Genomic DNA, 22,843 nt, shown 5'->3' on the forward strand with positions numbered 1-22,843 from the left:
TTCAGAGAAAGTAAATAGATGATAAAAGAATTGTTTCAATAGAAAATGATTCTTTTTTGTTTTAATTAGAAAAAGAATAATGACTAGATCATTTTTAAAGTGTAAAGATTATACTGTAACAGGAGAACAATTTGAATTAGTATATAATGAAAAATTGGACATGCTTGTTACATCTCCCAAACCTGAAACAAAAGAACTAGGAAAGTATTACGAAAGTGAGGATTATATATCACATACAGATGGTACAAGGAGTTTATTTGAAAAAGTATATCAAATTGTAAAAAAATATGCATTACAACAAAAAATAAACCTAATAGAAAGCTTTCTTTCTAAAAAAGGGAATATTTTGGATATCGGAGCTGGAACTGGAGATTTTCTTACCGTTGCTAAAAAAAATAATTGGAATGTATCCGGAGTTGAACCTAATACTTCTGCAATTGAACTTGCCCAGAAAAAAGGAGTGATATTAGATCAAACAACTTCAATATTTAAAGATAATGAGGTTGATGTAATTACGATGTGGCATGTTTTAGAACATGTACCAGATTTAGATCAACAGATTAAAGAAATAAAAAGAATATTGAAAAAGGGAGGATATGCTTTTATAGCCGTACCAAATTTTAAATCGTACGATGCTAACTATTATAAAGAATTCTGGGCTGCTTATGATGTGCCAAGACACTTATGGCATTTTTCAAAAAATAGCATTGAGAAGCTTTTTTCCAGAGAAGGTTTTGTTTTGCAAAAAATAAAACCAATGAAATTTGATTCTTATTATGTTTCTCTTTTATCAGAAAAATATAAAAATGGAAAAATGAATTTTATAAAAGCTTTTATTATTGGATTTCTCTCAAATTTTAAAGGAATGAGTTCAAAAGAGTATTCATCGCATATTTATATCCTTAAAAAAGAGTAAAAACGATTTAGAATGTAATAATATTAGTTATTTAAGGTAGATATGTACAAATACCTTAATAAAATTTAAAAACGGCTTAAAACGACTAATTTTAAGCCGTTTTTTATAACTTTTTAAAATAATGACTAAGTTTTATCATTAATTTTATTGATAGATGATAAAATTGAAGTTTTCTAGAAAAACTTCAATTGATCTTTATATTTTTGCAGAAATCAATTTTTAAGAAAATGAAAAGAATTTTATGGATAGCTCTTGCAGTAGCTACTTTACAGTCATGTAACCAACAAGCAGAAAAAACAGGTTATATTAATAACACTAAAGTAGTAACTGATTATAAAGTTATGAAAGAGGCTCAAGATAAATGGACTAAAAAAAATGAAGAACTTAGAGCTGAATTAGAAGAGAAGGCTAAGCAATTTCAAATTGAAGTTCAAGGATTTCAAAATATAAGCAAATCTATGAGCAAAGCTAATCAAGAGAAAAAACAAAACGAATTATTAGCTAAGCAACAAAAACTACAGCAAGAACAACAGTTGAGAATCCAAGAAATTCAAGCTGGAAGCCAAAAAGAAATAGATTCTATCATAACAACTGTAAAAGATTATATCAAAGATTACGGTAAGAAAAATGGATTTACATATATCTATGGTGACAATGAAGCTTCAAATATTTTATATGCAAAAGATGGTTTAGATCTTACTGATAAAGTATTAGCAGAATTAAACGGATCAACTAAAGAATAAGAATTATAAGATTCCTAATAAATATGAGCTCAGTGTATTTTCACTGGGCTTTTTTATTAATCTCAATTTTGAATCACTTAGCAGTAATTTAATTAATAGAGAAATCATCATTTTCAATTATAAATCTTTAGAATTTGAAAATATGTTTATATAAAATAGTCTAATGATGTGCTTTAGATAAAATTATTAAAGTGAGTTATACAGGACCGAGACTCCTCAGTAGTAAACATTGCATAAATTATGAACTTGTTTAATATGTTCAAAAACTGTGATAAGCTATATGTTTTAAATGCAAAAAGAATTATTCTTTTAAGTAATAGAAGGTAAGAATATATATAATTAAATACTAGTATAAAATACCATAATATTATCAATGTTAGATAAGATAAATGACTATTTAAAACATAAACTTTACCTTTTAAAAAAGAAGAATTAATTAAAAATTCTTATAATCTAACTGATTAGTTCTAATATTTGTATAAGAAAATTTCAATAATATATTACCGTTTGATAGGCTATTCTTTTTAATATTTAAGACAGAATAGTATTGAAAATGAATTAAATAGTATTTATATACTGATATATTTAGATTTTTTTCATATTTTAAGAAATATTTAAAAAAGCAATAATTTAATATCAAATTGAAATGTTTAAATAATTATAAGCATATAGCATTTCATTTAATCAAAAAGTGGGTCTTTTTGCTACTGAAATAAGCTTATTTTTATAAAAATTATAAGTAATAACAATGATTTTATTATTAACAATTATAAATGAATATTACTGTTGTTAAATGCTTGATATCTAGTTTTTTATATAAATTTGATGATTAATTATTATAGTAGTAAGAATATTAGCACAATAAAAAAACATTTTTTTGCTACGTGGTAAACATTTAATTTATAATTTTATGACCTTGCAATAAATATATTAACAATATTATTAACAAGTTCATCCCAAATCGCTAATGTAATATTGCATATATCAGCATTTTGTATAAATGTGATACAATGAAAAATAAACTTAACCTGTCGTCATTACTAATGGTGCTATCCCTGCTATTACCATCTATGGGGATTTTTGCGCAGAGGATAAACGCGCCTGAACTTAACGGTACATCAGATGATTTAGCATGTGCACGTGATGGAAGAAATACATTTTCTGTTGAAGCTACTTATGTAAGTCCAGCTGGTTTTAATGCAGGAAATGATTTTGTTTTACAATTATCAGATGCAGATGGAAATTTTGATTCAGATGTATTCAACAATGTAGAACTAGACAGATTAAATGATATTACTACACCTTCACCTTCTCCAGCAACTATAAATTTTGATAATTTTAGTTTTCCAATTACAGTAAGAGGAGAAAATTATAGTTTAAGAATAGTATCTACAGATCCAGTTGAAATTGGAAGAGAGCTTCAAAATATTCCGATATACTATTTTAGTAATGAACAACCTAAAGTAACTGCACCAAGTGATAGTGAGTTACATGCAGCTATATGTAACGCTCAAGCTGTTGATCTTACAGTAACACCTAATGATTTTCCTGCATATATTTGGTACAAAGATGGAGTAATTATACCAGGAGAAACAGATGCTATTTTAACAGATGTGATAGCTACAGGAGAATATAGAGTTGAAATTGATTTTGGATCTTGTAATCCATTTTATGCTTTTAATACGTCAAATACAATCAAAGTAATTAATTTTACTACTACAGATGTTTTTATAGATCAAAATCCTCAAGTTTCATACTGTCCTTCAGATAATAGAATTTTAAGTTGTAATATAGTTGATGATGCTTTTACATATCAATGGTTTAAAGATGGAGAACCTGTAGAAAACTCGAATACTGCGATATTAACATTACCTCAAAGTAATTTTGGAGGAATGTATAGAGTAGAAGTAACAGCAACAGAAGATTGTAGTGTAATCACTAATCCTGTAGAAGTAATCAATTTAGGTTCTAATTTATTGACACAACCTCCACCTCAAATGGTAGTATTACCAGGAGAAACTTTAACTTTAGAAATAACTACAGATGCACCAGCCGGTAGAACTATACAATGGTTTAAAGATAATACAGCTTTATTTGGTGAAAATGGATTATCTATTACAGCTACTACAACAGGTATTTATAGAGTAGAAGTAACAACAAATGATGCTTGTGATAGTATATTAATAGCAGAAACTGAGGTTTTTATACCCACAGATTTTGGAGCTGAAATTGCATTTGATTCAGATATAGATTGTGATCTAGAAGAAGTAGGTTTAATTACAGAACGGATTTTTGGTATCACAGGAGGAGGATTAGAAATTCCTTTGATTGATAGTCAAATAGCTCAATTTAGTTTAGAATGGTTTAAAGATAATACAGCAACTGGAGTTACGACTTCAGATTTTCTTGTTAATGGAGTTGACGAAAATGGAGCTTATGTGCTGCAATTAACATTTATTCCTGGAGGATTTGAACCCGATTTTTCAAATACATTACAAGTTGCTTTAATATCAGATACAGTCGAAGTAACCAGAACACCTGATACATTGCCTCTAGGAAGTACAGTATTATTAACAGCAACACAAGTTACAGGATACACATACCAGTGGTATCAAGTAGTTAATGATACCGATGAAATTATTGACGGAGCAACTCAAAATACTTTAGAAGTATCTACAGAAGGTATTTATGCAGTAGTAATCACAACAGATTTATGTGATGGAAAAAGAATTGAGGTAGAAGTAAATGATGCAGTATCTTTTTCTGGATTAATACCTAATGTAATTGTTCCAGGAGGAGATTCACCAATTAATGATAATTGGGTTTTACCAGCAGAATTAGCTAACCAACAAGATGTAGAAATTAAAATCTATAATGCACAAGGTAAAGAAGACTTTAGTGGTACTAATTATCAAAATAATTGGCCAGAAGAAAATTCAAAAAGTCAAGGACAAGAATCTGTGTATTATTATATAATAACAAAAAATAATTCCGTATTAAGAAAAGGATCTATTACGGTAATGAGGTAATATATGATTAAAAAATTATTTTTATTAGTACTATGCTATCTCTCTCTTCATGTGGTAAGGGCACAAGAAGAGGCTTCTGTTTATGGTGTTTTACCATCAGATATTCCTACGCATAGTTTAGTAAAATATAACAGATTCTATTTTAACCCTACATTTTCACTAGTACGAGAAAACAAAACATCTATAAATGTTTATAATAAAGTACAGTGGGCTACTTTTAACGATAACCCTCAAACATATTTAATAAACTATACTTCTAATTTTGATGATAGAATGGGAGTTAGTATTGGTTTATTTCAACAAAATGAAGGAATATATCGCTATTATGGAGGTGTTGGTAACTATGCTTACAATGTAGAATTAGATAGAGATATGAATCTAACCTTTGGAGTTAATCTGCATTTTTCTCAAAGTGCAATTAAATCAAATATAGATTCAGAACCAGTAACGCTTAATAATGGAAACGTAGGTATAGATCCAGTTATTCAGAATTATGAAGGTAATTCTGTTTTTTTATTACACCCTGGAGTAAACTTTAATTATGATGCATTTGATGTAGGAATCGCTGTAAATAATTTAGTAGCATATAATATATCTGGTAGCGAATTAATTACAGATTATATAGGATTTAGAGGACATGTAATGTATACTACAAGTATAGAAAGAAGGTCTGATAAAATATTAAGAGCTATGGCATATGCTAATATGATAGCAGATGCTGATTTAAGATATGGGGCTAACATGATTTTGGAATTACCAAAATTAGGTTGGGCTCAAGCAGGTTATAATAGTTTCTATGGAGTTTCTGTGGGTATAGGAGGAAATATTAATCCTAATGTTTCTGTAGGATATACTTTCGAAACAGGTTTTGGAGATACAAGTTCTTTTGGTACAACACATGAGGTAGGTTTTGCGTATAATTTTGGTGATAATAGAACTAGATATAGAAGAGGAAGAAGTAGATCTAGTTTACAACGTAAATATGAAGAACGCGATTCTGAAATAAGAAGACTTCAAAAAGAGATTAGAGATCAAAATAAAATTATCAAAGAACTTCGAGGTGGTATAGTAGATACATTAGCCGATAGAAGAAATTCTAGAAGTCGTATAGAACGTAGCTTGGCAGAGGAAAATAGAAAGAAAGAAGAAGCGGCTAGAGAACTTGAAATTAAAAGAAATAGAGAAGTAGAATTACTAAACAAATCTCCTGAGCAAATTGTTGAAGATGAAAGACGAGCACTGGCTGCTGCAGAAGAAGAAGAACGAATTCGTAGACAGCGTGAATTAGATGCTGAAAATGAGATTCGTAAAAAAGCTGGATTAACAGATGAACAAATTGCAGAAATAGCTAAATCTGAAGCGGCTAGAATTGCTAACTCAGAAAGAATTCAAGTGATTGAAGATGAGAAAGCGCGTTTAGAAATAGAAAGAAGATTAGCTGCTCAAAACAATACACAATCAGAAGAAGAGCGAATCCGTAGAGAAAGAGAATTACAGGCAGAAGAGCAAAGGCTCGCAGCTGAAAAAGCAGCAGAGGAAGAGCGAATCCGCAGACAACGAGCATTAGAAGCAGAAGAGCAAAGAATCGCGGCAGAGAAGGCAGCAGAGGAAGAGCGAATCCGTAGACAACGAGCATTAGAAGCAGAAGAACAAAGAATAGCAGCAGAGAAGGCAGCTGAAGAAGAACGAATCCGCAGAGAAAGAGAATTACAAGCAGAAGAACAAAGAATCGCAGCTGAAAAGGCAGCAGAGGAAGAGCGAATCCGCAGACAACGAGCGTTAGAAGCAGAAGAGCAAAGAATCGCGGCAGAGAAGGCAGCTGAAGAAGAGCGAATCCGTAGAGAAAGAGAATTACAGGCAGAGGAGCAAAGAATCGCAGCAGAGAAAGCAGCTGAAGAGGAACGAGTACGCAGAGAAAGAGAATTACAGGCAGAAGAGCAAAGAATCGCAGCTGAAAAGGCTGAGGAGGAACGAGTACGCAGAGAAAGAGAATTACAGGCAGAAGAGCAAAGAATAGCAGCTGAAAAGGCTGAGGAGGAACGAGTACGTAGAGAAAGAGAATTACAGGCAGAAGAGCAAAGAATCGCAGCAGAGAAGGCAGCTGAAGAAGAGCGAGTACGTAGAGAAAGAGAGTTACAAGCAGAAGAGCAAAGAATCGCAGCAGAGAAAGCAGCTGAAGAAGAGCGAGTACGTAGAGAAAGAGAGTTACAGGCAGAAGAGCAAAGAATCGCAGCAGAGAAAGCAGCTGAAGAAGAGCGAGTACGTAGAGAAAGAGAGTTACAGGCAGAAGAGCAAAGAATCGCAGCAGAGAAAGCAGCTGAAGAGGAACGAGTACGTAGACAACGAGAGTTACAAGCAGAAGAACAAAGAATCGCAGCAGAGAAAGCAGCTGAGGAGGAACGAGTACGTAGAGAAAGAGAATTACAAGCTGAGGAGCAAAGAATCGCAGCAGAGAAAGCAGCTGAAGAAGAGCGAGTACGCAGACAACGAGAATTACAGGCAGAGGAGCAAAGAATCGCGGCAGAGAAAGCAGCTGAGGAGGAACGAGTACGCAGACAACGTGAATTACAAGCAGAAGAACAAAGAATCGCAGCAGAGAAGGCCGCTGAAGAAGAGCGAGTACGCAGACAACGAGAGTTACAAGCAGAAGAACAAAGAATCGCGGCAGAGAAAGCAGCTGAGGAAGAGCGAGTACGTAGAGAAAGAGAATTACAGGCAGAAGAGCAAAGAATCGCAGCAGAGAAGGCCGCTGAGGAAGAGCGAGTACGTAGAGAAAGAGAATTACAAGCAGAACAACAAAGAATTGCAGCAGAAGAGGCAGCAAGAAAAGCGGCTGAAGAAGAAGCTGCTAGAAAGGCTGAGGAAGAGCGAATTCGTAGGCAAAGAGAGTTAGAAGCAGAACAACAAAGAATCGCAGCAGAAGAGGCAGCAAGAAAAGCGGCTGAAGAAGAAGCTGCTAGAAAGGCCGAGGAAGAGCGAATTCGTAGAGAAAGAGAGCTAGAGGCAGAACAACAAAGAATCGCAGCCGAAGAAGAAGCTGCAAGGCAAGCTGCCGCTTCAGCTAGTGGGAATGATAATGAAATTGAAAACATTAAACGAGAATTAGAGAGTAGTAGTAGAATTACTAATAGATTAGTAGCCCAACAAGATTCTCTTTTAAATTCAACTTTAGAAGTTGATAAGAAAGGATTCCAAAATGTATTACAATCTTTAATTAGCATGACTAATGATGCTAATGAAATAAAAAGAGAGCCGGGTAAACGTAGTTCTAAGCGTTTAATAGAAAACTCTAAGTTTGTAAAGTATGCGATAAAAGCAAGACCTGATGCTAAATTTGCTACTAAGTATATCTTAGATTATCCAGAAGGATATTATTTAATAGGAAATGTATTTAAAGCAGATAACTATGCTAAGAAGTTTACAGAAACATTAAATGAGTTAGGATTTGATAATGCTCAAACTGTAATTAATCCAGAAAATGATTATAGATATGTAGCTATTCAAAGTTATAAAGATAAAGATGTAGCTGTAGAAAAATACTTAAATAATATTGATGGTCAGTATTTTGGAGATATGTGGATTTTAAAAATTGCACATAATAAAGTAGAATCATTTAAGCGATTAGTTGAAGAAACAAGAACGATCAAAGATCAAGTACAAGATGATTCTGTATTATCTGAAAAACTATCATATATCGGAGGTCACAATATTCAAGTTGGATATTATTTGATTACAGATACATATAAAAAAGAAAATTATTTAGAACGAGGAATGGCTAGACTAAGATCATTAGGTTTAGAACCACAATCTTTTAGAAACCCTAAGGATAATTATACTTATGTATATCTAAAAAGATTTGATTCTCTTGATGAAGCTAAAGAAAGTTTATTCTCTAACGTAAACAATACATATAATGGAGATTTATTTATTCTAAAAATTGAATAAATAAACAACAATATAGAGTCCCAATTCAACCGAAATAAAATACAACGCTTATGAAAACTAAGAGTAATCTAAAAATAAGCTTAACCCTATTGGCCTTGATACTATTCTCGGTCAATACCTTATTAGCACAGACATCTGTGACTAATATACCTTTTAGAACTCCTACTGGAGCAGATATAGAGATAAGAGGTGATATGCAATTTATAGGAAATACTAATATAGGATTATCAGGTCCCCAACCTCAAGGAGTTGAAGTTGATATTCAAAATATTACATATAATCCTAACAATGCTTATAATGGAGGTGCTAGAAATAATAACTTGACTTATGGTTATATAGATGTGGACAGTGACCCTACAACTTTTAGTTCTAGTTCGGCATCATTTACACCCCCTTCTGCTTGTTCTAGAGTAGTATATGCTGGATTATATTGGTCTTCTGCATATTTTTTAGAAAGCACGAACTTAAATACACCTACAATACCAGATAATAGGCATATACAAGATGGACTGCCAGGAACATTTAGAAATGCTAAAATTAAATTACCAGGAACAACTTCTTATGTAGATTTAACTGCAGACGAAGTAATTTATAATGGATATCCAGGAGATCCTACTCATGCAAATACTACTCGTGCTGCATGGGATATGCCTTATGTTTGTTATAAAGATGTAACTAGTCTTTTAAGTAGTTTAACTAGTCCTGGAGGTGAATATACAGTTGCCAATGTAAGAGCTGCAACAGGAAGAACATTATTTAGAAGTACTAATGGAGCTTCTTCTGGATGGGTTTTGGTACTGATGTATGAAGATGAGAATTTGTCTACCAAAAGATTATCTACAAAACATGGTTTTTTAAATATTAGTGGGCAAAATCAACCTTTTACTTATGATGGATTTTTAACATTAGAAGCTCCAACTCCAGTTAGAGCTAATTTTGGTGTAGCTACCTTAGAAGGAGATTTTGGTATTCGAGGAGATCGTTTACGTATAAGAAGAGTTAATACTACTCAAATGGATTTATTTGATCCAGTAAATAGTTCTACTAACTTTTTTAATAGTTCTGTATCAAATCAAGGAGCATATGATAATACAAGAAATCCTAACTCTAGAAATACTTTAGGTTTTGATGCCGATTATTTTAGTATTAATAACCCCAGTAATACAGTTATAGGAAATAATCAGACCTCAGTTCGTTTTGAAGCAACAACAACAGGTGATGTTTATAATATTTTCTTAAACGCACTTTCTATTGAAGTTGTTAAACCTGAATTGAGAGTTATTAAGCGTGTTTTAAATAGTAGTGGTGTTGATATTACAGGTGGAGGAGTAAACTTTGGTGATGAATTATTTTATGAACTTACTATTCAAAATATAGGAAATGAAGATCTTACAGATGTAAGAATTAATGATAGATTACCTATTAATACTGATTTATTATCAGACAGTGATATTATTGTACCAGCAGGAGTAACCTTTGAAAATACAGTATTACCTAATGGTATAAGAAGACTTCGTTTTCTTCCAGATGATAGTTTAGTTGAAGAGAATGCCCCCTCATTTAAAATACGATTTAAAGTTCAAGTAGTAGCTACTTGTGCAGATTTAAGAGATGCGTGTTCTAATGATATTATTAATACAGTTAGATCTAGATATGAGGGAGTAGATACAGGAGATGTAGTTACAGGAGACGAAAGTATTTCAGGAATAGATCCTATTTGTGGTACTCCAATACCAGGATTATCTAATTTCTTAATTAATACAGATAGTTGCGATAACCAATATAGTGCGTTTATATGTTCTGGTGATGTTGATTTAGTAGCAGGAACAGGTTTTGATAACTATACATGGACAGATGGTGGTGGTAATGTAGTTCAAGATGGACCTAGTAATATTTTCACTGCATCAGCAGCAGGAACATATAGAGTAAATAAAACAAGTACAAGATGTATAAGTTTATTTGAAGAATGGACCGTAGATGTATTTACGGCGGTAACTAACCCAGTTATTCCTATAGCTGATAACATAAGAACATGTCCTATTAACGGTGAAGAATTACCAGAAATATTTTTATGTGGGGCTTCTGATTCTCAAACTATCGATACAAATTTTATAGATGCAACTTCTATTATTTGGGAACGATTAGATCCTACAGCTTGTGCTACAGTAACTCGAGATCCTGATTGTCCTACTATAGATCCTGTTTGTGAACCAGAATGGACAGAAATTGCTACAACAAGAGTACATACGATTTCAGAAGAGGGTGAATATAGAATTAGAGCAACATTCCCTGGTGGATGTGAAGTAACATTCCATTTTAATGTATTTACTAATAATTATGAACCTGAGTTAGGTGTTGTAAGAGAAATTATTTGTGGAAATGCTGGTGCATTAGAAGTTTTAAATGCAGCAACTGCATACGAATACCGTTTAATTTTACCTTCAGGTACACCTACAGCTTATCAAGACAGTCCATTATTTGACGGACTTACTGAAATAGGAGAATATAGATTAGAAGCGAGAGTAAGAAGAGATCCACCAGAAGGATGTATCTATGAAGATAGAATCAACTTATTTGGTGAAGATGCAGCCGTGACTGTTACTGCTAATGATATGAGTTGTGCAGCAGATAGCGGAAGCATTGTTGTTCAGGTAACTGATGGAGATATTAATTATTTATATACAGTTAATAGTACAAGTACTCCATTTTCTATTACTGAGGGACCAACAACTCAAACCTTACATACCTTTGCAGGATTAGGTGCAGATACTTATGATGTAGAAGTAACTACAAATGATGGTGTTTGTGTTAGATCAGAAACTGTAACTATAAACCCAGCTCCAGAGTTAACGATTAATGCTAGAGTTATTGAGCAATTACATTGTAATCCAGGTTTTCAACCTAACCCTGATTTAAATGATGATACTCATCCTGATTATGATCCTACGGCACCGCCTTTTGATCCTAATCCTTTAGTAGCTCTTGTAGAAGTTACTGTAACAGGAGGATCTGGTACCTATACATTTACTTCAGGAGGAAACGTTTTAGAGCCAGTAACAGGAACAACATATGAATTTAGATTCCATACGGATGGTACTTATACTATAGAAGTACAAGATACTGGAGCTACAAGTATTGTTTGTTCAGAACCAATACGTGTTGTAATAGACCCTTATACACCTATAACAGGAACAGCAACAGCTACTAGTCCCGATTGTCCAGGTGAAACAGGAGAGATAACTGTTACGGTAGCAGGAGGAATTCCACCTTATATATATGCATTGGATGGAGTTGAATTAGCTCCAAGGACAACTACAACATATACGTTTACTGGAGTATCTGTAGGGAATCATATAGTTACAATAAAAGATGTTTATGATTGTGAAACTGATGAAATAAATGTTGAAGTTATTGATGCTACTCCTATTACTGCAGATGTAGCGATTACTCAAGATTATACATGTGCCCAAGAAGGTACTATTACAATAACTAATGTTAATGGTGGTACACCTGCATATACATATAGCATTAATGGTACTGACTTTACCAATACAACAGGAGTATTTACCAACCTTACAGCAGGAACATATACTACACATGTAAGAGATGCCAATGGATGTACAGTAACATTACCTTCATTAACAATAGATCCTTTACATGAGATTACAAACTTAGATTTTGATATTTCTCAGATGCAATGTCCAGCATTAACATCTGATCTTACTGTAACGGCAACATCTAATGGTGCAGCAGCTGATATTAGATATACTTTAACAAGAGTTATTCCAGCTGCGCCTGCATTAGTTGTAGGTCCTCAAACATCAAATATCTTTACTGGATTATCTGCAGGTACGTATAGAATAGATGCAGAAACTATAACAGATGGATGTTCTTATAGTGAACAAATCACAATAAATGATATTGATAATATTACAATATCAGCAACTAGAACAGGTGATATTGTTTGTCGTGGAGGAACAGAAGGAGAAATAACATTTACTGCAGGTAGTTTTGATACTACATATAGTTATACGGTTACTAGTACAGGAACAGCAGTACCTCCAGTTACAGGTACCACTACAGTTCCAGTTGTGTTAAGTAATTTAGGTGCTGGTAACTATACAATAACAGTAACAGATGATGTGACTAATTGTACAGCTACAGAAACTATAGTTATAGACGAACCAGCAAATGATTTAACAGTTACTGCTACAGAAGCAGGACTTACTTGTGTTACTGGAGCTACTATAACAGTTACTGCAACAGGAGGTGAACCTGTATATAGATACGAATTAAGAGATGCTGCAAATACAACAGTAATTAGACCTTACCAAGCAGCTAATACTTTTGTTAATATATCAGATGGTACATATACAGTAAATGTTGAGGATAGTAGAGGATGTATTGCTAGTACAACAATAACTATTGATCCTACAGTTGATCCTACTGCCACAATAGATGATACATTAAGTGATTATTGTTATGATCCTACAGACCCTAATGCAGCGAGTATTCATGTAGATGTAACAGATGGTGTTTTACCATATAGCTATCAAGTTGATGGAGGAGCAATTGTTACATTAGGAGCTACTCAAACAGATTTTACGGTTACAGGATTAACACCGGGTACACATACAATATCTGTAATGGATGCTAACTCATGTAACGCTACAGATGTTACAGTTACGATTGAACCAGCAATTAGCATCACAGCTAGATTACTTAAAGATTTAGATTGTTCTGCAACACCTGAAGCTCAATTTGAGATTACTAATACTGGAGGATATTTACCAGCTACACTTTTCTTTTTGGAAGTAGGAAACCCAGCAAGTGCTGTGCCTATTGGTAATTTCACAACAGGAGTAAGTACTTTAACGCATTCAGTTGCAACTCCGGGACACTACTTTTTTGCTGTAAGAGATGCTAGAGGATGTGAAGATTTTTCTAATGATTTTCTTTTAGAGCCTTTAGAAACACCTGCAGCGACAGAAACAGTAGATGATGTTACATGTCCAGGAGGTAGTGATGGTACAGTAGTTATTGATATAGATGATACTATGGGAGTAGCTCCATTTGAAGTTGATTTTGATGGAGGAGGATTTAGTACTAACTTAACTTATAGAAATTTAACAGCAGGTACATATACTTATAGAGTTAGAGATGCAAAAGAGTGTTTTGCAGATTTTACAGTTACCGTTGGGGAACCAGCTGCTATTACAGCTGTACAAGATCACGAACCAATAGGATGTGGACCTACAGGTGATATTCCAGGTTCTTTTGAATTAACAAATGTTATTGGTGGAACACCACCATATACCTATACGTTGATTAATCCTGATAATTCTACTGTACAAGTAGGACCTACAATGAATGATTTTGTTGAATTCCTGAATTTAGGTTTTGGTAACCATAGAATACGTGTAGAGGACTCAAGAGGGTGTTTTAGAGAATTTTCACAACTTATTGAAACACTACCTATTTTCACAACATCTTCTGTAACTACTGGAATCTGTACAGATGGAGTTACTATAGATATTACTATTACTGGTGGAGTTGGACCTTTCGAAATAAGAGAATACCCATCAGGAACCTATACAGCGATAGGAACGCCACCAACAGTAGTGAGAAATGTTAGTTTAACTGGTTTACCATTTGATACTCCTTTTGTATATCAAATTAGAGATACTGATACGGGTTGTACAGATATACAGTCTATAGCAGCAGAACCAAGTCCTTCAGCTATGGTAATAGATGTTACACCTAATTTAACAAGTTGTAACGATACTACTGATGGAAGTTTAGATTTTGAAATTACAAATTACCAAGGTGCAGAGTTAACCTATGAAGTATTAGTAGCTAATACATTACAAGATATTACAGGAACTGTTGTTATTTCTATACCTAATCCTACTACAGGGCTTACGGGTACAGCAGTTACAGGAACAGTTACAGGATTAGCTCCTGGAGACTATTTATTTAGAGTAATAGAAACAGATACAGCACTAGCGGAACCTTGTAATGCTGCAGAAACCTTTACTATTGATGTACCGCCAGTATTAACTGCCGATTTAGTTGATATAACACCACAAGATTGTAATAATCTAGCAACAGCTATTATTAGCGTTGTTGGTGGAACACCACCATATAGTTATAGCGCAGTTCCAGATGGTAACCCTGTGGGAGCTTTTGTTGCAGATGCAGACGGTATATTGGATTTAGATGCTACAATTTCTTTAAATTGGGATGTATATGTTATAGATGCTAATGGATGTCAGGCTATTCCTAGCCCGATAGATGTAGGACCTTTAACTTTATTTACAGATCCAACAATTACGGTACCACCTTTTGATATTTGTAATTTTAATGGTTTTTATCAGTTTACAGTTACTGCTACGGGAGATGGACCATTAGAATATAGTTTAGACGGTATTAATTTTGAAACAGATATTAATATAGCTGGGGATCCTTTAGGTAGTCATATTTTTACAATTAGATCTTCAGGTACATATACTATAACTGTAAGAGATGCAAGAGGTTGTTTTGATACAGGAACTATTACAGTTTTTGATCCTGTAGTTGTAGATGCTGATTTTACTATAGAACCTAATTGTTTAGATGCCGATGGAGTAATTACAGTTACTACTTCGGGTGGATCAGGTGCTGCCTTAATGTATACTTTAACCAATAATCGTACAGGAGTAGTTACAGGACCTCAAGCTAGTAATGTATTCCCTAATCAAGAAGCAGATGATTATACTGTAGAAGTATTTGATTCAGGAATTATTGCTGCAGGATGTACTTATACTGCCGATGTATCTAGAAGTAGACCTACTATACCAACTGTTTTAGGAGTAGATGTTACAAGTCCAAGTTGTGTAGGAGATAGTGATGGAACTATTTTAATTAATATAGATCCGATTTCTGAACCACCTTATACCTATGTATTAACAAATTTAGGGATACCGCCTCCGAATGTTTTTACGCAAGTAGATAATCCATTATTTACAGGCTTACCAGCAGGTAACTATTCTATTACGGTAACCTCTGATCGTGGATGTGATGTTACTCAGCCTAATATCAGAATTGATGATCCTACATTATTAGATATTACAGTTTCTGCAACAGAATATAGTTGTGATACTTCTAATGGAGGAGTTTTACCTGTGATTACTACTAATATTACAGGAGGAACTAACCCACAAGAAATTGTTTACACAACACCTAGTAGGACAATTACAAATACAATACCTGGAGGAGCGACTTCTATGCAATTAGAAGCTACTGAGGCAGGAACTTATACAGTGGTTGTTACAGATGCTAATGGATGTACAGATACAGAAAATGTAGTAGTTAATACATTTGAAATTATGAACGATCCAGTAATTACTCAAAATTCTCAGATTTCATGTCAAGCTGGAGATTTTGAGAATATTACGGTAACAGTTACAGGAGGATCAGGAAACTATACATTTACGGTAATAGAAACAGGAGATACTAATACGACAGGAATCTTTGATTTAACTGCCGTAGGATTATATACAATAGAGGTAAGAGATAACGATACAACATGTACGATTAATGCCACATACGAAGTCATTCCTTTTGACAATATAACTTTGGATGCTTCAGCAACAAATCATTTAGCTTGTTTTGGAGATGCAGATGGGGCTATTGATCTTGTTGTAACTGGATACACAGGAAATTATGAATATACTATAACTGAAACAATTTCAGGAACACCATTACCAACAGTTACAGGTACGATAACTGCTGATCCTACAACGATTCCATTAACTGGATTAACAGCCGGATCATATGAAATTAGATTTGTAGAAACTTCATATCCGTTCTGTGAAGAAACTAGTGCTATTGTTCCTATAGATTCACCTACAGAGGCTGTTACTGTTACAGCTAGTTTGGTTAATCCAGAATCTTGTAACCCTGGCGGTGATGCGAGTATTCAAGCAGTAGCTTCTGGAGGAACAGGAGCTAAAGAATTCCAATTAGAAACACTTGGTGGTACAATAATAACACCTTATAGTACGGTATCTACATTTACTGGATTAAGTGATGGATTCTATAGAGTACGAGCAAGGGATGCTAATGATTGTCTAGCAGGATTTGTAATTGAAATAACTCCACCAGCCTTGATTACAGCTACAGCTACTCCTAGTACATTAGCGTGTTTTGATAGTATCGATGGTACAATTACAGTAAATGCTACAGGAGGTTTGGGAGCAGGTAGTTATTTCTATACAATCCAAGAGCAAGGAGGACCAGAATCTGCTTTACAGCAATCTAATATATTTGAAAATTTAGCACCAGGAGTATATACTATAAAAGTTACAGATGTTTTAAATTGTGATTTCTTTGTATTACCAGCGATTACTATCGTTAGACCTACAAGAGTAATGGCAGATGTAGTGATAACAAGATTCCCAGATTGTACAAATAGAACCATAGATGTCGAAGTTACAGGAAGTGGAGGAACTCCTTTAGCAGGTAATACTTATGAATATAGTATTGATGGAGTGAATTTCCAAACTAGTAATGTATTCTTGAACCTTGCAGAGCAAGCTAATGATGAACCATATGTATTCTATGTAAGAGATGCAAATGGATGTATTTCATTACCTTCTAATGCAGTTCCTGTAAATGCTCCAGATGATCTAGATGTTACTCTAGATATGGATAACTTAGAGATTGTTTGTTTCGGAGATAATTCAGGTTCTATAGATAGTACTGTACAAGGTGGATTAGGAAACTATATGTACACAGTTACAGGAACAGATTATTTAGGAGCTGGAGTTAACATTGGACCACAGAGTCAAAGTTTCTTTGGTGAATTGTTAGCTGGAACTTATACTTACACTGTAACTAGTGGAGATTGTACTCCAGTTGTATTACCATTTGAAATAACGCAACCTGATGCAGCTTTCGTAGCTGATGCTACACCGCAAGATATTACTTGTAATGCAGAAGCAGATGGAATGATAACTGTTGTTGCTAGTGGAGGTACAGCACCTTATTTCTATTCATTAGATAATAATCAATATTTTGAAGATGAAGGAGATGGTACAATAGGTCAACATGTATTTGAAGATTTAACAGCTGGAATTTATACAGTATATGTTCAAGATAATAATGGATGTGCGTTCTTAATCGAGAATATCGAAATTGTAGAACCAGATGCTATTCAAGTAACATTGGATCCTAATAATGTGATACCAGAAACTTGTCAAGGAGATGCAGATGGAGCTGTAACTATTTCTTTAGAAGGAGGAACACCACCATACTTTGTAAGCTTAACAGGATTAGATACTGATTTTAGACAGGTTTCAGATCCTACTAGTGTTTCTTTTGCACCACTTGCAGCTGGTACTGTGAGTATATTTATTAGAGACGCTAATGATTGTGAAACATCTTATGATGTTATCATACCAGCAGGACCATTGTTAGAAGCAAATATAGTAACAGAATTAATTTGTCCAGAACGAGATGAAAATGGTACAGTAATTACTGATGCTATGTATAGAGTAACATTTGAGCATAGTGATGCATCAATAAATACGGGTATTATCTATACATTAGATGACGGAGTGAATCCAATAAGTCAAACTAGTAATGTATTTACCTTTAGTGCAACATCAAGCTTAACTTTTATAGCTTCGATGGAGCATACAGCTAGTTCTTGTACTAGAATATTGAATGATAATGTTGAACTTGAAGCATATGTTCCTGTAGCTTTTGAAGTAGTTGCTACTGGAGAATTAAATGAATATAGAATAGAGGTTACAGGAGGAGTTTCTGCTGGAGGTAATTACCGTTACTTTGTTGATGGAAACGAGTTACTACCTATAGGAACTAATATCTTCATTATCGATGAAACTAGAGATTACGAAATCAGAGTATTAGATTTTGCTAATAATGATGGTTGTGAATTGATAAGAAGTATACCGCTTGAATTTATCGATATACAAATACCTAATTACTTTACACCAGATAATAATGGTGAAGATGATACATGGTATCCTAGAGAACTTGAATTCTTCCCAAATATAGAAGTGAATATTTATGATCGTAATGGTCGATTATTGAGAACTTTTATGGGACCTAGAGGAGAAGGTCAAGGATGGGATGGTCTTTATAATGGTAAAGAATTGCCATCAGGAGATTATTGGTATGTGATAGAACTTAACGATAGAGAAAATAGAGAATTTACAGGTCACTTTACATTATACAGATAAGATGAAAAAGTATAGCATATTATTAGTAAGCCTGTTTATAAGTTGTATGGCTTTAGGACAGGAGTTTTTACCACCTGTACAGAATCAATATATTGCAGATAATCCCTATCTAATTTCCAGTGCTTATGCTGGAATTGGGGATTGCTGGCAAGTTAGAGGTATTGGTTTAGAACAATGGGTAAATATAGAAGATTCACCAGGTACACAATCTTTATCTGTAGATGGTAGAATATCTGATCGATCTGGTGTAGGAGCCGTTTTGTTTAATGATAAAAATGGTTTTACTACACAAAGGGGAGCTCAATTGTCTTTTGCTCATCACTTGACCCTAGATGCATATAATGATCATTATTTATCTTTTGGTTTAAGTTATAGATTTACTCAATTTGGTATAGATGCAAGTGAGTTTAATAATGGAGATCCAGATAATCCTATTTCACCTAATTTACCTAATATTCAGGTGAATAATTCAAATTTTGATATAGGGTTCTTATATCGTTATGGAAGATTCTTTTTAAGTGGTAATGCAGTTAACTTATTAAAAAGAGAAATAGATGATTTTCAAATTGATGAACCACAAGCGATCCAAAACTATTTTGTGTACACGGGATATACGTTCCAACATCAATTAACAGATATGGAGTATGAACCTTCAGTGCTATATCAAAACTTTGCAGGAGACGGTAGATCAACAGCAGATATTAACCTTAAAGTGCGTAAAAAAGATCGTCACTCGACAGATTATTATTGGGCTGGGGTTTCGTTAAGATCTTTGGTAGATCAAGATTTTAAACCATTATCTGTTTCGCCTATGATAGGAATTAAGAAAGCTAATTTTTATTTAGCTTATGGATATCAGGTAAACGTGAATGAATTTTTTCCAACCAGTACAGCAGGAACTCATATGATAACATTTGGTATTGACTTTGCTTGTAGACAAAGTAAATGTGGATGTACATATTAAAATAGAAATACAGAAAAAGAGAAAGGGCTTTAGGATAATTATTCTAAAGCCCTTTCTTTTATAATTTAAATAGGATTTAAGCAGTGATCACATATAAACCAAACACAGATACAATAAAGTAGCAAGTAATGGTTAAAGCACCCTGATAATCCTTTGCAAGACGTTGCCCAAATAAAAGCATTAAAAGCGTAATACATGATAAGAATAAAGCATGTATAGCAATTGGAGTAGTATTATAAACGATAAGATTATAAATCCCTAATACAGTATATACAGCAGTAATGATTTCTATAAAAAGTATTAATGCTAAAGCTAGTGGTACAAAATTCTTTAAAAATGTGGCTGAAAAATGACCTTTAAGCCAAGTAACATTACCTTTCCAATCTAAGATTTTATCTACTCCAGATTGAAAATAAGTAATAAAAAAGAATAAAAGAATAGTAATAGAAACAATGTGATGCATAAAGTTTTCCATGAGTATTATATCGGTTTTTTATGTAGTAATCGAGTTAATTTAATAGATAAATCAGTAAGAACTATTTTTCCATTAGCATTACGTTCAATATGATAAATAGCATCTTGAAGTTCTTTATTGATATCAATAATATTTGTACCATGAACAAAAGGTGCAAATTTTTCTAATTTAAACCCATTTGTTTTAGGTTCAAGAAATACCAAATCATTAGCTCCATAATTAAGAAGCATAGCCTGTCTAAAAAAGTCAAGACAGTACCTTAAAAACTTCTTTTGAGTTTCTCTCCCCGTAGCAGCTATAGTTTCACTCCATGCAATTAAATCATTCACAGAAGATTTATTTCCTTTGGCTCTAAAAGCAGTACGAACCCATTGAATAAACCATTCTTCAAATTGTTGATCACTACCATCATTGTGCAAAATTGACAAAGCTCTATTATAATCTCCATTAGCTTGATGAGCAATTTTTATAGCAGTATTTTCATCAACTCCTTCATTTTTATTTAAGGATTCTTTAATTACTTGTTCACCAAGAGGAGGAAAATGTAAAATTTGACAACGAGAACGTATCGTTTGAAGTAATTGTTTTTCATCTTCGGCAATAAGAAGAAATATTGTTTTCTCTGGTGGTTCTTCTATTAACTTTAAAAGTTTATTAGAGGCTGCAACATTCATTTTATCGGCCATCCAGATTAGCATTACTTTATAGCCTCCTTCATAACTTTTAAGAGAAAGTTTTTTAACAATTTCTAAAGCTTCATCAACCCCAATTTGCCCTTGTTTATTTTCGATCCCTATATGTTGATACCAATCAAAAATTGTCCCATATGGAGTCTTTTGAATAAAAGAACGCCATTCTTGAGCAAAATGATCAGCAATAGGATGTCTTTTTACTTTATCGTTAGTAGCAACTGGATAAGCAAAATGTAAATCAGGATGAGCTAAGTGATCAAATTTAAGATTACAAGCTTGATTACCACCAGTATTTTCACCATTGGTATTATTACATAAAATATATTGTGCATAGGCAATAGCCATGGGTAATACACCACTACCACTTGCTCCTGAGAACAGTTGAGCATGCGCAATTCGTTTACCATCTACACTATGTGTAAGATGTTTCTTGATATGAGGTAGACCTAAAATTTCTGAAAAAAGCATGAAGCAAAGATAAATGTTGCATATGTAACCACATATAAGATTCAAAGATAATTTTAACATTAAAGTGTATCAAGGATTTGCTGGATTGAGAGACAGAATTACTATGAAAAAAGTATATTTGTGATCAAACCAATTAGAAATGAAAACCATAAACGATTTTAACTTCAACAATAAAAAAGCGTTAATTAGAGTAGATTTTAATGTGCCTTTGGATGAGAATTTTAATGTAACCGATACAACGCGTATACAAGCTGCAAAACCTACTATTATAAAAATTTTGGAAGATGGTGGAAGTGCAGTATTAATGTCTCATTTAGGAAGACCTAAAGGAGTTCAAGAGGAGTTTTCTTTAAAGCATATTGTAGAGAAAGTATCTGATATTATAGGTGTACAAGTAAAGTTTGTTACTGATTGTGTAGGCGAAGCAGTAGAAGCCGAAGTAGCAAAACTAAATCCAGGAGAAGTATTATTATTAGAAAACCTAAGATTTTATAGTGAAGAAACTAAAGGAGATGATGCTTTTGCAGAAAAACTATCAAAATTAGGAGACATTTATGTAAATGATGCATTTGGTACAGCACATAGAGCTCATGCTTCAACAACAATAGTAGCGAAGTTCTTTTCAGAAAATAAATGCTTTGGAAAACTATTAGCCAAAGAAATTGAAAGTATAGATAAAGTGTTAAAGAGTGGAGAAAAACCTGTAACAGCTGTTTTGGGAGGTTCAAAAGTTTCTTCAAAGATCACGATTATTGAAAATATATTAGACAAAGTGGACCACTTAATTATAGGAGGTGGAATGACATATACTTTTATTAAAGCTCAAGGAGGACAAATAGGAGATTCTATATGCGAAGATGATAAGCAAGAATTGGCTCTTGAAATATTGAAGAAAGCCGAAGAAAAAGGTGTACAAATTCATTTACCAGTAGATGTAATAGGTGCAGATGCTTTTGCAAATGATGCTAATACACAAATAGCTGCTGTAAATGCTATACCTGATGGATGGCAGGGATTAGATGCAGGACCAGAAACAATAAAGAAATTTCATGAAGTAATAATGCAATCAAAAACAATATTATGGAATGGACCACTTGGTGTTTTTGAAATGGAAAGCTTTGCAAAAGGAACTATCGCATTAGGAGAATCAATTGCAGAAGCTACTGCTAATGGAGCTTTTTCTCTTGTAGGTGGTGGTGATTCTGTTGCTGCTGTAAAACAATTTGGTTTTGGTAATAAAGTGAGTTATGTTTCTACAGGAGGTGGAGCAATGTTAGAAAGTTTAGAAGGAAAAACTTTACCGGGAATTGCAGCAATTTTAGATTAAGAAATAAATAGATATAATAGAATCAGAAAATCTGGCA

General features: G+C 33.4%; 9 protein-coding genes. 7 read left to right on the plus strand and 2 right to left on the minus strand.

The window, feature by feature from the left end:
* Positions 1–79: 79 nt before the first annotated feature.
* The 6 genes from ACYEKI_RS05855 to ACYEKI_RS05880 all read left to right on the plus strand — a co-directional run bounded on the left by ACYEKI_RS05855 (position 80) and on the right by ACYEKI_RS05880 (position 19,844).
* Positions 80–916 (plus strand): class I SAM-dependent methyltransferase, encoded by an 837-nt coding sequence (locus tag ACYEKI_RS05855; RefSeq protein WP_459210235.1) that lies wholly within the window; start codon positions 80–82, stop codon positions 914–916.
* Between the two features lie 227 nt (positions 917–1,143).
* Positions 1,144–1,659, plus strand: coding sequence for an OmpH/Skp family outer membrane protein (locus ACYEKI_RS05860; RefSeq protein ID WP_459210236.1), 516 nt, complete (start codon positions 1,144–1,146; stop codon positions 1,657–1,659).
* 1,010 nt (positions 1,660–2,669) lie between these two features.
* Entirely contained in the window at positions 2,670–4,688 is a 2,019-nt protein-coding gene (locus ACYEKI_RS05865) for a T9SS type B sorting domain-containing protein (RefSeq protein WP_459210237.1), read from the plus strand.
* Between the two features lie 3 nt (positions 4,689–4,691).
* The gene (locus tag ACYEKI_RS05870) at positions 4,692–8,633 is read left to right on the plus strand and encodes a PorP/SprF family type IX secretion system membrane protein (protein ID WP_459210238.1); all 3,942 of its coding nucleotides are present in this window, start codon (positions 4,692–4,694) and stop codon (positions 8,631–8,633) included.
* A 50-nt stretch (positions 8,634–8,683) separates the two neighbouring features.
* A complete protein-coding gene (locus ACYEKI_RS05875; protein WP_459210239.1) occupies positions 8,684–18,880 on the plus strand; it encodes a T9SS type B sorting domain-containing protein in 10,197 nt (3,398 codons plus the stop codon).
* Between the two features lies 1 nt (position 18,881).
* Entirely contained in the window at positions 18,882–19,844 is a 963-nt protein-coding gene (locus ACYEKI_RS05880) for a PorP/SprF family type IX secretion system membrane protein (protein ID WP_459210240.1), read from the plus strand.
* Positions 19,845–19,920: 76 nt separating this feature from the next.
* Here ACYEKI_RS05880 and ACYEKI_RS05885 read toward each other — a convergent pair whose 3' ends face one another.
* Both ACYEKI_RS05885 and ACYEKI_RS05890 read right to left on the minus strand, forming a co-directional pair.
* Positions 19,921–20,319 carry a DoxX family protein gene (locus ACYEKI_RS05885; RefSeq protein ID WP_459210241.1) on the minus strand — a complete coding sequence of 133 codons (399 nt, stop codon included), beginning with the start codon at positions 20,317–20,319 and terminating at the stop codon, positions 19,921–19,923.
* Between the two features lie 5 nt (positions 20,320–20,324).
* Positions 20,325–21,479, minus strand: coding sequence for a DNA polymerase III subunit (locus ACYEKI_RS05890; RefSeq protein WP_459210242.1), 1,155 nt, complete (start codon positions 21,477–21,479; stop codon positions 20,325–20,327).
* A 139-nt stretch (positions 21,480–21,618) separates the two neighbouring features.
* Here ACYEKI_RS05890 and ACYEKI_RS05895 point away from each other — a divergent pair, with 139 nt between their 5' ends.
* Positions 21,619–22,806, plus strand: coding sequence for a phosphoglycerate kinase (locus ACYEKI_RS05895; protein WP_459210243.1), 1,188 nt, complete (start codon positions 21,619–21,621; stop codon positions 22,804–22,806).
* The last annotated feature ends 37 nt before the right edge of the window (positions 22,807–22,843 follow it).

The sequence above is a fragment of the Aquimarina rhabdastrellae genome (assembly GCA_947387485.1).
In the GTDB taxonomy this organism is placed as follows: Bacteria; Bacteroidota; Bacteroidia; order Flavobacteriales; family Flavobacteriaceae; genus Aquimarina.